Origin of the sequence: uncultured Ruegeria sp. (assembly GCF_947500045.1) — a bacterium.
In the GTDB taxonomy this organism is placed as follows: Bacteria; Pseudomonadota; Alphaproteobacteria; order Rhodobacterales; family Rhodobacteraceae; genus Ruegeria.
Map to the genome: position 1 here is coordinate 93,274 of NZ_CANMQQ010000009.1, position 14,042 is coordinate 107,315.

At 56.7% G+C, this 14,042-nt stretch carries 15 protein-coding genes; 7 read left to right on the top strand and 8 right to left on the bottom strand.

Features of this window, described 5'->3' with window-relative positions; all coding sequences use genetic code 11:
• Positions 1 to 7 precede the first annotated feature (7 nt).
• Both Q1B46_RS15370 and Q1B46_RS15375 read left to right on the top strand, forming a co-directional pair.
• A complete protein-coding gene (locus Q1B46_RS15370; RefSeq protein WP_299949241.1) occupies positions 8 to 901 on the top strand; it encodes a TIM barrel protein in 894 nt (297 codons plus the stop codon).
• Positions 902 to 914: 13 nt separating this feature from the next.
• A complete protein-coding gene (locus tag Q1B46_RS15375) occupies positions 915 to 2,048 on the top strand; it encodes a Gfo/Idh/MocA family oxidoreductase (protein WP_299949243.1) in 1,134 nt (377 codons plus the stop codon).
• Here the strand turns inward: Q1B46_RS15375 and Q1B46_RS15380 are convergent.
• Positions 2,045 to 3,049 (bottom strand): LacI family DNA-binding transcriptional regulator, encoded by a 1,005-nt coding sequence (locus tag Q1B46_RS15380; protein ID WP_299949245.1) that lies wholly within the window; start codon positions 3,047 to 3,049, stop codon positions 2,045 to 2,047. The two genes, Q1B46_RS15375 and Q1B46_RS15380, sit on opposite strands and share 4 nt — an antisense overlap.
• Before the next feature lie 187 nt (positions 3,050 to 3,236).
• Here Q1B46_RS15380 and Q1B46_RS15385 point away from each other — a divergent pair, with 187 nt between their 5' ends.
• The 3 genes from Q1B46_RS15385 to Q1B46_RS15395 all read left to right on the top strand — a co-directional run bounded on the left by Q1B46_RS15385 (position 3,237) and on the right by Q1B46_RS15395 (position 6,188).
• Positions 3,237 to 4,187, top strand: coding sequence for a sugar ABC transporter substrate-binding protein (locus Q1B46_RS15385; protein ID WP_299661787.1), 951 nt, complete (start codon positions 3,237 to 3,239; stop codon positions 4,185 to 4,187).
• A gap of 86 nt (positions 4,188 to 4,273) precedes the next feature.
• The gene (locus tag Q1B46_RS15390) at positions 4,274 to 5,398 is read left to right on the top strand and encodes an ABC transporter permease (protein ID WP_299949248.1); all 1,125 of its coding nucleotides are present in this window, start codon (positions 4,274 to 4,276) and stop codon (positions 5,396 to 5,398) included.
• A gap of 1 nt (position 5,399) precedes the next feature.
• Positions 5,400 to 6,188: an ATP-binding cassette domain-containing protein gene (locus Q1B46_RS15395; RefSeq protein WP_299949250.1), complete on the top strand. Its 789-nt coding sequence runs from the start codon at positions 5,400 to 5,402 to the stop codon at positions 6,186 to 6,188.
• Between the two features lie 36 nt (positions 6,189 to 6,224).
• Here Q1B46_RS15395 and Q1B46_RS15400 read toward each other — a convergent pair whose 3' ends face one another.
• From Q1B46_RS15400 to Q1B46_RS15420, 5 genes are read right to left on the bottom strand one after another with little or no spacing between them, the layout of a single operon-like run.
• Positions 6,225 to 6,767: a DUF3833 domain-containing protein gene (locus tag Q1B46_RS15400; RefSeq protein WP_299949252.1), complete on the bottom strand. Its 543-nt coding sequence runs from the start codon at positions 6,765 to 6,767 to the stop codon at positions 6,225 to 6,227.
• Positions 6,764 to 7,381 (bottom strand): DUF3833 domain-containing protein, encoded by a 618-nt coding sequence (locus Q1B46_RS15405; protein ID WP_299949254.1) that lies wholly within the window; start codon positions 7,379 to 7,381, stop codon positions 6,764 to 6,766. Before Q1B46_RS15405 ends, Q1B46_RS15400 begins: the two co-directional genes overlap by 4 nt.
• Positions 7,378 to 8,601: an MFS transporter gene (locus Q1B46_RS15410; protein ID WP_299949256.1), complete on the bottom strand. Its 1,224-nt coding sequence runs from the start codon at positions 8,599 to 8,601 to the stop codon at positions 7,378 to 7,380. The genes Q1B46_RS15405 and Q1B46_RS15410 overlap by 4 nt, the downstream gene beginning before the upstream one ends.
• The gene (locus tag Q1B46_RS15415; protein ID WP_299949258.1) at positions 8,601 to 9,137 is read right to left on the bottom strand and encodes a hypothetical protein; all 537 of its coding nucleotides are present in this window, start codon (positions 9,135 to 9,137) and stop codon (positions 8,601 to 8,603) included. Before Q1B46_RS15415 ends, Q1B46_RS15410 begins: the two co-directional genes overlap by 1 nt.
• Complete coding sequence (locus Q1B46_RS15420) at positions 9,094 to 10,422, bottom strand: FAD-dependent oxidoreductase (RefSeq protein WP_299949260.1); 1,329 nt, start codon at positions 10,420 to 10,422, stop codon at positions 9,094 to 9,096. Before Q1B46_RS15420 ends, Q1B46_RS15415 begins: the two co-directional genes overlap by 44 nt.
• A 184-nt stretch (positions 10,423 to 10,606) precedes the next feature.
• Here Q1B46_RS15420 and Q1B46_RS15425 point away from each other — a divergent pair, with 184 nt between their 5' ends.
• The gene (locus Q1B46_RS15425; RefSeq protein ID WP_299949262.1) at positions 10,607 to 11,332 is read left to right on the top strand and encodes an SDR family NAD(P)-dependent oxidoreductase; all 726 of its coding nucleotides are present in this window, start codon (positions 10,607 to 10,609) and stop codon (positions 11,330 to 11,332) included.
• Positions 11,333 to 11,334: 2 nt separating this feature from the next.
• On the opposite strand, the gene Q1B46_RS15430 is transcribed toward Q1B46_RS15425, so the two are convergent.
• Positions 11,335 to 11,622, bottom strand: coding sequence for an I78 family peptidase inhibitor (locus Q1B46_RS15430; protein WP_299949264.1), 288 nt, complete (start codon positions 11,620 to 11,622; stop codon positions 11,335 to 11,337).
• Between the two features lie 128 nt (positions 11,623 to 11,750).
• Between Q1B46_RS15430 and Q1B46_RS15435 the strand changes: the two genes are divergently transcribed.
• Positions 11,751 to 12,863, top strand: coding sequence for an S-(hydroxymethyl)glutathione dehydrogenase/class III alcohol dehydrogenase (locus Q1B46_RS15435; protein ID WP_299949266.1), 1,113 nt, complete (start codon positions 11,751 to 11,753; stop codon positions 12,861 to 12,863).
• A gap of 53 nt (positions 12,864 to 12,916) precedes the next feature.
• Here the strand turns inward: Q1B46_RS15435 and Q1B46_RS15440 are convergent, their stop codons facing one another.
• On the bottom strand, positions 12,917 to 13,855 hold the full coding sequence (locus Q1B46_RS15440; RefSeq protein ID WP_299949268.1) for a DMT family transporter: 939 nt from the start codon (positions 13,853 to 13,855) through the stop codon (positions 12,917 to 12,919).
• Positions 13,856 to 14,042 lie beyond the last annotated feature (187 nt).

The window sequence follows — 14,042 nt, forward strand, 5'->3', positions numbered from 1 at the left end:
AGACAAGATGAGCATCAGAATTGGTAATGCGCCCTGTTCCTGGGGCGTAGAATTTGCGCAAGATCCGCGCAATCCGCATTGGAAAACCGTTCTCAGCGACTGTGCCGAGGCCGGGTACAAGGGCATCGAATTGGGTCCGGTGGGCTTCATGCCCGAAGACCCAGCGGTTCTGGCCGATGCGCTAGCCGAGCATGACTTGGAACTGATCGGTGGTGTGGTATTTCGCAACTATCACGACCCCGATGCGTGGGAGGACGTGCTTGACGCCACCCATCGCACCGCACGCGCGTTGAGAGCGCACGGGGCGCAGCACATGGTGCTGATCGATGCGATATCCCCCCGCCGTGCGCCGACCGCTGGTCGTGCCGATCAGGCTGAGCAGATGGACAAGGCGGAGTGGACGGCATATCGCGACCGGATTGCCGAAAGTGCGCGTATTGGGTCTGAGGAATACGGGCTGACCGTTGGTATGCACGCTCATGCGGCCGGCTTCATGGACTTTGAACCCGAACTCATCCGGCTGCTGGATGAGGTAGACGAAAACCTGCTGAAGATCTGCTTTGACACCGGGCACCATTCCTATGCCGGGTTTGATCCCGTGGATTTCATGACGCGTTACGTTGACCGGATCTCATACATGCACTTCAAAGATATCTCGCCCAGCGTGAAGGCGGATGTGATTGCCAATCGAACCGGATTCTATGACGCTTGCGGGCAAGGGATATTCTGCAATCTGGGTGAGGGCGATGTTGAGTTTCCGTCGGTCCGTCAGGTGCTGCTGGACGCAGGTTTCGCAGGGTGGTGTACGGTAGAGCAAGATTGTGATCCGACGCTTGATCCTGATCCGGTAGGTGACGCGCGGAAGAACCGCGAATATCTTGAATCCATTGGTTTCAGTTAAGGAGGTCCAGACAATGACCAAGCTGAAATGGGGCATGATCGGTGGCGGCGAAGGCAGTCAAATCGGCCCGGCACACAGGTTGGGCGCGTTGGCGGATGGGCACTTTGAACTCACCGCCGGAGCGCTGGATCATCGGCCAGATGTTGGGCGCGAATATGCGCTGAGACTGGGCATCGCGGCAGAGCGGGCCTATGGCGACTGGACCGAGATGCTGGCCGGTGAGCGCGACCGCGACGACAAGATCGATCTGGTCACAGTGGCAACGCCGAATGCGACGCATTTCGAGATTACCAAAGCCTTCCTCGAAGCTGGATTCAATGTGCTGTGCGAAAAGCCCATGACCATGACTGTGGAAGAGGGCGAAGAAATCGTCAAAGTTGCTGAGAAATCCGGGAAGATTTGTGCAGTAAACTACTGCTATTCCGCCTATCCAATGGTGCGCCAAGCGCGCGCCATGGTGCGCGCAGGTGAGTTAGGCAAGGTTCGTCTGGTCGTCACTAACTTTAGCCACGGCCATCACGGCGATGCGACAGATGCCGATAATCCGCGTGTACGCTGGCGTTATGATCCGGCGATGGCGGGGGTTTCCGGCCAGTTTGCCGATTGCGGTATCCACGCAATGCATATGGCCGGGTTCATTGCTGATGACGAAGTCGAAACCCTTTCTGCAGATTTTGCCTCAACCATTGGCAGCCGAGAGCTGGAAGATGACGCGATGGTCAACTTCCGCACGGCAAAAGGCGCGGTTGGCCGGCTGTGGACATCGTCGGTGGCCATCGGTCGTCAGCATGGGTTCGACATTCAGGTGTTCGGTGAGACCGGTGGCCTGCGCTGGGCGTCAGAGCAACCGAACCAGTTGATCTATACGCCCGTTGGTGGGCGCCTACAGATCATCGAAAAGGGTGAAGGCGGTTTGCACGAAGAAGCGCAGCGCCTCAGCCGCGTGGCGATCGCGCATCCCGAAGGGTTCCCTCTGGCAGTTGCCAATATCTATTGCGATCTGGCCGACGCGATTGCCGGGGAAGCGCGCGACGGACTGCCCAATGCGGCAGACGGCGTCAGATCAATGGCGGCGGTGCACACTGCGGTCGAATCGGCAAAACAGGGCAGTGCGTGGATGGACGCGCGTCCTCCAATGTTCCGTTAACCTTCAATAGCGGGGCGCAGTGTGCCCCGTTCCACCACTGAGCAGGGGAAGATCCGCGCCTCTGGGTATCGGTCGGGCTCGTTCAGGGTCGCTACCATCAACTCGATCGACGAACTGACGATCTGACGGATTGGCTGATGGATGGTGGTGAGGTCGATGTTCTCCCACCGTGCCATCTCCATATCATTCAAGCCAATGATGCCGATATCTTCGGGTACCTTTAGGTCACTATCCAAAATCGCCGACAGCACACCGATGGACAAAACGTCGTCACCGCAGAAATACGCCTCGGCCCGTTCAGATTTCAAAAGGCGCAGCATTTCCTGACGACCTGCCTCGAACGAGTAGGCCTCGGCAAACGAACAGGACACACCAATCTTAGGGTGCTGCGCCATTTCCGACATGAAGCCCGCATGGCGGTCCTGGGTCGAGGTCGCGGCCTCGGGCCCGCCTAGAAAGGCCACCTCTTTATACCCGCGCGCCACCAGTTCACGTGCGGCCATGCGCCCGCATTCCACGTTATCGATCCCGACAACATGGACTTGTGGCGAGGATGATGATCGGCCAAAGCTGTGCACCACTGGCACGCCCGCATCACGAAACGCCTTGGCAAAGCCGGGTGGCAAAGTCGAAGAAGCGACTACAACGCCGTCGACCGAATACTGCCGGAGCATTCGAACCGAATTCTCGGGTTCGACCTCATCGGTCAGGTTCACCAGTAGTGGGCGCAGGCCCCGGTCCTGCAAGCCACGGGTAAAGAGGTCGAAAACCTCAAGGAAGATCGGGTTGTGAAAGTTGTTCGACACCAACCCGATTAGCTTGGTTCGCCCCGTCGTCAGTGACGAGGCCAGCGCGTTCGGGCTGTATCCCAGCTCTCGCGCGGCCTTCTCGACCTTGCGCCGCATCTTGTCGGAAACCGAGGCCCCATCCGTGAAAGTGCGCGACACGGCGGATCGGGATACACCCGCGCGTTCTGCAACCTCTTTCAATGTGACAGCCATATCCCGTTTGACCTTTCTAAGTTTTCAGCAGCCCTTTTACGCGTATTCCCTGGCAGATACAGTATGAAACACATCTAATATATTTTGCAACCGGTTGCAAAATGTGATCGGATATGCTCTAACTCGAGTCGGAGAGGTGCAGAGGGCAGCCTCAATCCGCGATAACATGAGTTTTTGGGAGGACATCATGACTTCACTGACGAAGAAGCTGGCGCTGGCGGCGGTAGTCGCTGCGACGCCGCTGATCGCAGCCACAAGCGCTGCGGCGGAAGGTGAGAAATACATTCTGGTCAGCCACGCGCCAGACAGCGACAGCTGGTGGAACACGATCAAGAACGGTATCGCGCTTGCGGGCGATCAGATGGGTGTTGAGGTTGAATACCGCAACCCGCCCACCGGCGATCTGGCCGACATGGCGCGGATCATCGATCAGGCTGCTGCTTCAGGGCCGAACGGGATCATCACAACTCTGGCCGATTATGACGTGCTGAGCGGTCCGATTAAATCGGCCGTGGACGCGGGCGTCGATGTCATCATCATGAACACCGGCACCCCGGATCAGGCGCGCGAAGTTGGGGCGCTGATGTATGTGGGTCAGCCCGAATACGACGCTGGATTCGCTGCGGGCCAACGGGCCAAGGGCGACGGCATCGGATCGTTCCTTTGTGTGAACCATTATATTGTTCAGCCCTCCAGCCAAGAACGCTGCCAGGGTTTTGCAGACGGTCTGGGGATCGAACTGGGCAATCAGATGATCGATGCCGGTCAGGACCCGGCCGAAATCAAGAACCGCGTACTGGCTTATCTGTCGGCGAACCCCGATACCGATGCTGTTCTGACGCTTGGTCCAGTCTCGGCTGATCCAACCATTTTGGCACTTGAAGAAAATGGCATGGCCGGTGATATCTATTTCGGAACATTCGATCTGGGTGGCGAGATTGTCAAAGGCATCAAGTCCGGCGTGATCCAGTGGGGCATTGACCAGCAGCCGTTCTTGCAGGCCTACCTGCCGGTTGTCGTCATGACCAACTATCACCGCTATGGTGTTCTGCCCGGCAACAACATCAACTCGGGCCCCGGTTTCGTAACCGCTGACGGTCTGACCAAAATCGAAGAATTCGCTGGCGAGTACCGCTAATTCTTACAGCGCGGGCACCCTGAGCATAGGGTGCCCGCTTTGACTTTTAGACGTAAAATCACTGTTTTTATCGGAGGAGCGCTCTCATGGGCGAGTCTGCTCAAAACGCGACTTTAAATGACGAACGGATCAAAGAGATCTCGCCGTTGCGCAAGGCCCTGATCCGGCCCGAGCTTGGCGGTATGGTTGGCACCGTCGCCGTGTTCACCTTTTTCCTGCTATTCGCATTCGACAGCGGTATGTTCAACGCGCAGGGCATGATGAACTGGTCGGTCGTCTCGGCGCAATTCATGATTATTGCAGTGGGTGCCTGTCTTCTGATGATCGCGGGTGAGTTTGACCTGTCGGTCGGTTCGATGATCGGTTTCTCCGGCATGATGATCGCCATTTTCTCGGTCACGCTGGCGTGGCCGGTTTGGATGGCCATTATCGTGACCTTTGCCATGGCTATGGCGATAGGTGCGCTCAATGGCTGGATTGTGATACGAACCGGTTTGCCCAGCTTTATCGTAACGCTGGCTTTCCTGTTCATTTTGCGCGGTTTCACCATATTCCTGCCTCAGGTGATTGAACGTAAAACGATCATCGGTGGCGTGAAGGATGTAGCAGAAGGAGACTGGCTGGCCCCCATCTTTGGTGGCAAAATCTTGCAAGGGTTGTTCCAATGGCTGGGCGACGCCGGGGTCATCGCGGTGTTTGAACGCGGCACGCGTCAGGGCCAACCAGTCGTCGATGGCATTCCGATGTTGATCGTCTGGGCCATAGTTCTGATCATCTTTGGACATGTCCTGTTGACCAAAACCAAATTTGGCAACTGGATATATGCCTCCGGCGGCGATGCCGAGGCCGCCCGTAACTCGGGTGTGCCAGTCAACAAGGTCAAGATCCTGATGTTCATGCTCACGGCATTCTGCGCCACAGTTTTTGCAGTCTGTCAGGTCATGGAGTTTGGTTCTGCTGGTGCCGATCGGGGTCTGCTGAAAGAGTTCGAAGCAATCATTGCCGTTGTCATCGGTGGTGCGCTTTTGACCGGAGGTTATGGCTCGGTTCTGGGGGCTGCGCTGGGTGCGCTGATTTTTGGGGTAGTACAACAAGGCCTATTCTTTGCCGGTGTTGAAAGCTCGCTGTTCCGCGTGTTCCTGGGCGTCATCCTTCTGGGGGCTGTGATCCTCAACACCTATATCCGCCGTATCATCACAGGGGAGCGTTGATATGAATCCCGAACATGCACCCATCATCCAGATGAAGAACATCGAAAAGCACTTCGGCAGCGTGATCGCGTTGGCGGGTGTCTCGGTGGATGTGTTCCCCGGTGAATGCCACTGTCTTCTCGGCGATAACGGCGCGGGCAAGTCGACATTCATCAAAACCATGTCCGGTGTCCACCAGCCCACGCATGGCGAGATCCTGTTTGAAGGCAAACCGATGCATTTCGCAGACCCGCGCGATGCTATCGAGGCCGGGATCGCGACGGTTCACCAGCATCTGGCGATGATCCCTTTGATGTCCGTCTCGCGCAACTTCTTCATGGGCAACGAGCCGGTGAAGAAAATTGGCCCGATCAACTTCTTCGATCATGAGTATGCAAACAACGTCACGATGGAAGAAATGAAGAAGATGGGGATCAACCTACGTGGACCGGATCAGGCGGTTGGCACGCTGTCTGGTGGTGAACGCCAGACGGTCGCCATCGCACGTGCGGTTCATTTCGGCGCCAAAGTTCTGATCCTTGATGAACCGACCTCGGCCCTTGGTGTGCGTCAGACCGCCAATGTGCTGGCAACCATCGACAAGGTGCGCAAGCAAGGTATCGCGGTGGTCTTCATCACACACAATGTCCGCCATGCGCTGGCGGTAGGGGATCGGTTCACGGTTCTGAACCGGGGCAAGACCCTGGGTACGGCGCAGCGCGGACAGATCACGCCGGAAGAGCTGCAGGACCTGATGGCCGGCGGTCAGGAGATGGTAGCGCTTGAGGGCAGCCTTGGCGGCACCGTTTGATGTTTTTTCACCCCGCGGGCAGTGACGGCGGGGTGACTACTTTTTCTCGAAGAATAGAATGACCTCACCCAGTCGCACGCCGAAACGCGAAACATAGGCTCTGTTCAGTAATCGGTCATCGGACAAAAGCCACATCCAGTCATCGAAATTGACCCGCATGGTGCCGTCTTTGACGGGCAGGTCGATCTTATATTTCCAGTTGAAGGTATCACCCCGCTCAACGCCACTTGCAGTGCCCAAAACGCCGGGCGCGGTACCGGTCCAAGTGTCCTCACCGGTTTTGGTCAGCGTCCAAACTCGCTGTTCGGTCGCGCCGTCGTCATAGATGAAATCCTCAACCAGCGTCAGCGTTTTACCATCCCAGGTGCCATTAATGTCGACCGTGAAACGGCGCGGGACATTGCCCAGTACATCCTGAAACTGGCCGTAGGCGACAGTTTTGCCCTCAAAGAACTCTTCAAGGTTCAGTTGGCGATCTGATAGAAAGGTCTTCGGGATGCGCGGCTTGGCCGAGCAGGCGGCGAGCATCGCCAGCCCCGCAAGAGCGACGACCACGATCAGTGTACGGCGGGCAATCATTGCATAAGCCTTTGTTCAGACTCTATATCACGCCCGTTTGCTCCATGTAGATGGGCTGATTTCACCTCGGGGGCTGGGCGCATTGTGGCGATCAATTCGGCAACCTTAATCCCGTATTTACGCATCTCGGAACGGTTCAAGATCGCCCCATTCTCAATCAGGTACATCCAATCGGTCACATCCAACGTATGCCCCCCGGCATCTTCGGGTAGCATGATCCGATAGGTCAGTTTCACAGTCGCGCCTGAGATCACGCCTTTGCCTTCGCCCACAATGTCATCTGCAGTTGCGGTAAACGTGTTCCCGGTGCCCAGCGTCAGATACCATTTCCGAGTCATCTTCTTGCCGTTGGAATAGGTGAAATATTCGGTCAGTGTCCCCGTGTTACCGTCCCATTCGCCGACCATACGCGCGACAAAGCTGTTCGACATCTTGCCATTTGGGCCGTAGATCAGCCCTTCTGACAGGATCTCTCCGTTCAGGTTTTCTTTCAGTGAGAACTCAGGCCCGGTCCCGCTGTAGTCAGACGGGGATTGCGCGCGGAAGCTTAGGAAACGGTTCTTCAAAGCGATCAGCGTGAAAATTGCGAGCAGACAAATCAGGAGAGTTTTCATTTGGCAGCGCCCTCTGTCGGGAGCGTCAGGACCATGCCAAACGCTCCGAGTTTGAGAATGCAGGGCAGTACCGCATAGGCGATGGTGAGCGTGTTCAAAGCCTCAGCCGAATTAGCCTGTCCTGGAATAAAGCCACTGCGTTCCAGCAGCGGCAGAGTGAAAAATGCAGCCAGAGCGAGCCCCAGCTTGCCCGCGAAGGACCAGATGCCGAATGCGGCGGAGGCGTTCAGCCCAGCCCGTGTCAGAACAACCGAGAACATGGCTGGCAGGACGACCATATCCGCCCCAAGCGCTGCGCCTGAAGAAAGGCAAATGACAGCAAACCCGGCTAGATTTCCAGGTGCCAGAAGCGCTGCGCCGACAAAGCCAAGTATGGCCAGTGGCATCGCGATTATCAGAGTCTGTTTCGGGCCAATCCGGTTGCTGAGCCGTGCCCAGAATGGAACGCTCAACCCGGCGCTGAGGAAAAACAGGATCAGCAGTGGCCCAGCTATGCCGGGCAGTTGCAGGCGGTCTTCGACAAAGAACAAAAACAAGGTCGAGGTGATCGCAACTGGAAGGCTGTTTACCAGCGCCAGCGCGAGCAGGCGCAGCGCCCCGGCTTGTCCTAGCCCGTGGAAAGACAAACCCTGCCCGGTGATCGGTGGACGTCGCCATATCGGTAAGGTGACGATCAATGTGATCACGGCCAGAACTCCAAGGAACAGCCCAAAGGCCGGGTATCCCTGCGCCCCTGCGCCCAGTGCCACAAACAGCGCGGGCGCGGCAGCCGCGATAATGACGCCGGTCAGTTGCCCGCCTTCGCGGAAAGCTGCGAGCGTCATCAGCTCTTTCGGGCTGGTCTGCTTGGCCAGCGTCGCGCTTCGACCATAAAGCAGGATTGTCCCGAGGCTATAGGCCGAGAACAACAGGATCAAAACAGGCACTAACGCAAAAATACTCGCACCTTTCGACAGGCCGAAGAGCAATGGAAATCCGATCGCCAGACCCAACGCAGCGGCAACGGCGAACAACATCTGCCCACCAGGCCAGCGGTCAATCGACCAGCCGATCAGCGGGTCCTGCACCAGATCGACCAACCGGATGACCAGCAGCACTGTGCCAATCATCCCCAGCCCTATGCCCAGATTTACGGCAGCAAAGCGCGGCAGGTGGATGTAAAGTGGGATACCCGCCGCAGCAAGCATCAGCGCATAGAGGCTGACACGCGGATACAGCATCAGTTCCCTCGCAAAGCCTGCGTGAATGCCGCCGACCGGGTGTTCTCACCCAGAAAGATCGACATGAAACTGCGTTTGATGCCTGGATAGGACATGGTGCAGACCTTCTGCCCGTTTAGCCAGAACCCGACCTTGTTCGGCCCCTGCGAAATTGCGACATAGCGGTCGCCCTTGCTGACTGCGTCGAAACAGACCTCGAGCTGCGCGCGCACAGGGGCCGCGCGTCCGATCCGCCTCATTTCGTCCAATGTCGAGTTCACCAGAGCCTTCTTGGACAGATTTCGACGATAGCGAAGTTCGAGGCCGAAATCCTGATTCCAATTCAGAGGCGCAGCGCCTTGTGTGAATAGCTGTGCGTCGTAAATCGGGAACCCCAGATAGCGGAACGTCGCCGTGCCGCGTAATTCAGCATTGTTGAGGACACCCAAAACAGGTGACGCCGCTAACCCACCGGGGAGCAGCAGCATCAGCGACGCAAGTGCTGCATAGACACTAGGCCGAGGCGGGAACGGCGGGTTCATTCTTTGATATGCCATTGTCAGCTCCGATGATCTGCGGGATGCCGGTGAGGCGCTCGACGACATGCATCGCGCTGGCAATCCCGTCTTCGTGAAAGCCGTGCCTGTTATAGGCGCCGGCAAACCAGGTTCGGTTTTGTCCCTGCATCTCACGGATTTGGCCTTGCGCACGCAGGGCCGCTTTGTCGAATACCGGATGGGCAAATTCGACCTCGTCATAGATCTTGTCAGCGGGAATGTCTGATGCGGCATTCAGCGTTACAAACAGCGGATCACTGTCAGGGATGTTCTGAAGCCGGTTCATCCAATATGTGACCCCAACATTGCCTTTTTGTGACCTGTACGTCCAACTGGACCAACAGGCGCGCCGCCGGGGCATCTGGCCGGGATCGCAATGAAGAATGGCTTTGTTCGGTTGATATTGGATCGCACCGAGTGCGGCTTTTTCGGCCTCAGTCGCTGCATCGCCCAAAATGGCGAGGGATTGATCAGAATGGGTGGCCAGAATGATCTCGTCAAACAGATCGATTTCACCGACTGCGTGTACGGTAACGCCCAGATCATGTCGTTCGATACGCTGCACGGGCGATGCCAGACGGATGTCGGAACCACGCGTGCGCAGTGCAGCCTCAATCCGGCGCACATATTCGATGCTGCCACCCTTCACCGTGTACCATTGATGCTGATTGGCGCGGCCAGTGGCCAACAGCGCATGATTGTGGAAGAATTGCACCAGCGAACGGGCGGGGAACTGATCGACAAACTCAACAGGCGTTGACCAGATCGCGCCGCACATGGGCATCAGGTAATTGTGCCGGAACCAATGGCCGAGGCGGAGCTGATCCACCAGCTCTCCGATCGTGGTGTCATCGTCCTGCGCAGCTTCGGGGGCCTCTTTGCCAAAGCGCAGGATGTCGGCGATCATCTTGTAATATGCCGGGCGAGCCAGATTGCGTTTCTGCGCCGTCAACGTGCGCAGGTTGTTCAAACCGTATTCGATGCGGCCGTTGTCAATCGTGGCACCAAAGCTCATCTCGCTTTTGGTCACTGGCACATTCAGCTCGTCGAATAGGCGGGTCAGATACGGATATGTGGCATAGTTGAAGACGATGAATCCGGTGTCGACCGGCTGATCGCCATTGCGCCCCGCCATCACTGTTCGCGCGTGACCGCCCAACCGAGGCTCCGCCTCAAACACGGTTACATCGTGGTTTTCAGAAAGGTAATAAGCTGCGGAAAGACCTGAAATGCCTGCGCCTATGACTGCGATTTTCTTGCGTACGCCCCGGGTTTCGTCGAACATTCCATCCTCGTTATTCGGCTTTTACAATAGGATACGCAGGGGAGGCTTCTATGGATCAACCGGATTAGAAGTTTTTTTCGAACGCACTATGATGTGGTGCCTGGTCGTTTGTTCGATGGATCAGGCGTGATCCAATGCAGGCATCGGGCCGTAATGATCTCAGCAACACCAAAAAGGCCCAGGCATGCACGGATTTGAAGGAAATACTTATTGGATCATCGGTGCCAGCGAAGGGCTGGGCCGGGCGCTTGCCGAAGCATTGAGCCATAAGGGTGCGCATCTGGTCCTGTCGGCACGGAATGTTCCCCGACTGGAAGAGATCTGTGAAAACCTGCCCAATGCACGCGCAGTCCCGTTTGATGTGACCGATCTGGACGCTGTCAGCCGCGCGGTTGACGAGGTCGGCACATTCGACGGTCTTGTTTACAATGCGGGTACATACGACCCGATCAACACGGCGGATTGGAATACCAAATCTGCTTTGGCAATCAGCGATGTAAACTTCTCTGGCGCGCTTCGTGTGCTGGGTGAAACGGTGCCCGGTCTCATTCAGAAGGGACGCGGAGATATCACGTTGATCGGTTCATTGGCCGGATATCACGGCTTGCCCAACGCGATTTCATATGGGTCAAGCAAGGCCGCTCTGATTTCGTTGGCCGAGACCATGCGACATGATCTGGCGAGCACAGGCGTCACGATACGGATCGTAAACCCCGGTTTCATCAAGACACGCCTGACCGACAAAAACAGCTTTAAGATGCCGATGCTGATGACACCCGAGGATGCTGCTGACCGTGTGGTCCGGGCGATGTCCCGACGCCGTTTTCGCACCGATTTCCCAGCGCCATTTTCATGGCTGATGCGCCTGATAGACTATCTACCAGATATTCTTGTTTACCGTGGAAAGTGATCTTATCCGCAGGTCAATCGCTGAATGATCCCAGAACCGTTCACATACACGTTCAGCCGATCTATGCGATAGTCCTGAGTGGCAATATCATCCGGGCCGAGAACGCGCGACCGCTCGGGAAGCTCGGCTTGAATTGTTGAGACCGGCTGGCCAATTGTATCGGCAAACGGTTGCCCCTGACAGAAAGCTAGATCGACCGACGCATCTTCTGCTTCAGATGCTGCATCTTGGGGGGGCGAGTTCTCGGAACATGCGGTCAAAAGGATCAGGATCGGAAATAGGCGGTACATTGGCGCAAGGCTTTCTGTTGATGTCGTTTCTGAAATATCAAAGATTTAGCCAACCTGTCATGAAAGTGCAGTTGAAAAAACCCTGCAATTGACGCAGGGTCGGGCGAAACTGTCAGGGAGAAAGTTAGATGCGTACCCGTGCAGCCGTGGCCGTCCAGGCAGGCAAACCTTTAGAAGTAATGGACGTGAACCTTGAAGGCCCCAAGGCGGGTGAGGTTCTGGTCGAGATCAAGGCCACCGGTATCTGCCATACTGACGAATTCACCCTGTCTGGTGCGGACCCCGAGGGGTTGTTCCCCGCCATTTTGGGCCACGAAGGTGCGGGCGTGGTGGTTGAGGTCGGCCCGGGTGTCACCAGCCTGAAGCCCGGCGATCACGTGATCCCGCTTTACACGCCTGAATGTCGCGAGTGCGAATATTGTCTGCATCCCAAGACCAACCTGTGTCAGGCAATCCGCGAAACCCAAGGTCAGGGGCTGATGCCGGATGGCACTTCGCGCTTTTCGACGTTGGATGGTGATCCGATCCTGCATTACATGGGCTGCTCGACGTTCTCAAACCATACTGTTCTGCCCGAGATTGCGCTGGCCAAGGTGCGTGAGGACGCGCCGTTCGACAAAATCTGCTATATCGGCTGTGGTGTAACAACTGGCATCGGGGCAGTGATCAATACCGCCAAGGTCGAGATTGGCAGCCGTGCAATCGTGTTTGGTCTGGGTGGTATTGGTCTGAACGTGATCCAGGGCCTGCGTCTGGCCGGGGCCGATCAGATCGTCGGTGTTGACCTGAACCCCTCCAAAGTTGAGATGGCAACCAAGTTCGGCATGACTGATTTCGTCAATCCGTCCGAGGTTGAGGGCGATCTGGTACCCTATCTGGTCAATCTGACCAAGGGCGGTGCAGACTATACCTTTGATGCCACCGGTAATGTCGGCGTGATGCGCGCGGCGCTTGAATCTGCTCACAAGGGCTGGGGTGAATCGATCATCATCGGCGTGGCACCTGCGGGTGCTGAGATTTCGACCCGCCCCTTCCAACTGGTCACCGGCCGTTCATGGCGAGGCACCGCATTTGGCGGCGCACGTGGCCGGACCGATGTGCCCAAGATCGTCGATTGGTACATGGACGGCAAGATCGAGATCGACCCAATGATCACCCACACCATGGGTCTGGACGACATCAATCACGGCTTTGACCTGATGCATAAGGGTGAGAGCATTCGGTCGGTGGTAATCTACTAAGGCTCTAAATTGACGGAAAATGCCGATGCGGCGCGCGATTGGGCGCGCCGTTTTTATTCTCCCGGACGCGTCGCGCCGGTATCCGACCGAGGTGACCTAACCCGTAGTACAGGAGTATTGGCTGAGGTGGTGTTGGTCCGGCTTTCACGCCAGACCACAAAGACACCAGATGCGATGATAATACTTGCGCCAACTGCCACCCAGATATCCGGGTGTTCGCCAAAGAAAATCACGCCGAAAATCGTGGCCCAGATGATCTGGCTGTACTGGCTGGGGGCAATAACCCCGGCAGGTGCGGCGCGATAGGCCAGAATGATCAGATGTTGCGCGATCACCGAGCACACGCCGACCAGTGCCATCATGGCCAGATGCAGCAGAGATGGCGCTTGATAGACAGCCGGCTGCACAACGCTCATCACTACAATGGCAAGTAACATGGGATAGAGGATCAGGACCGCCGAACGCTCTTCATTCCCGATCTTGCGGACCAGAACCGAGGCAAATGCACTGCAAAAAGCAGCAGTTAGAGCCGCCAAATGCCCCAATGTGATCTCAGTCGCGCCCGGGCGCAGGACGATGAGAACGCCGATTAAGCCAACCCCCACGGCTGCCCATCTTTGGGCGCGGACAACCTCGCCCAGAATCGGGATCGCCAGCACAGTGACGACGAGTGGGAAGGAAAACAGCAGCGAATAGACCTCGGCCAAAGGCAGGACCGAAAATGCATAAAAGGCGCAGGACATTGCGATAATCATCAAAGCAGACCGTAACAGCACCAACCACGGGTGGTGTGGCATGAAGTTGCCGGTGGTCCGGTCAGCCAGAATTGTCACGGCCATCGGGACAAACGAAAACAACGTGGCAAAGAAAATGATCTGCAATACCGAATAGGTGCCACCCAGCACTTTGATTAGCACATCATGGGTGGCAAAGACAGCAAAGCCCAGGAACGCAAAAGCGAGCCCACGAAGGGTTGTGTTCTGAGTGCTCATGACAGAAGCCTCAATCTCGGATGAAGTGGTAAGGGGCGTTTGATGCCTGCTTAGACTCAAATTGTCACAACGTGTAGCCCTAATTTTACCGCTAACATTCTTTTGCATGCAGGGTTGCATCTGATGCAATGCGCAGGAACCGGGTCGAGCGCGCCCTGAGCTTTGGGCATGATCGCCTTGACCTCAA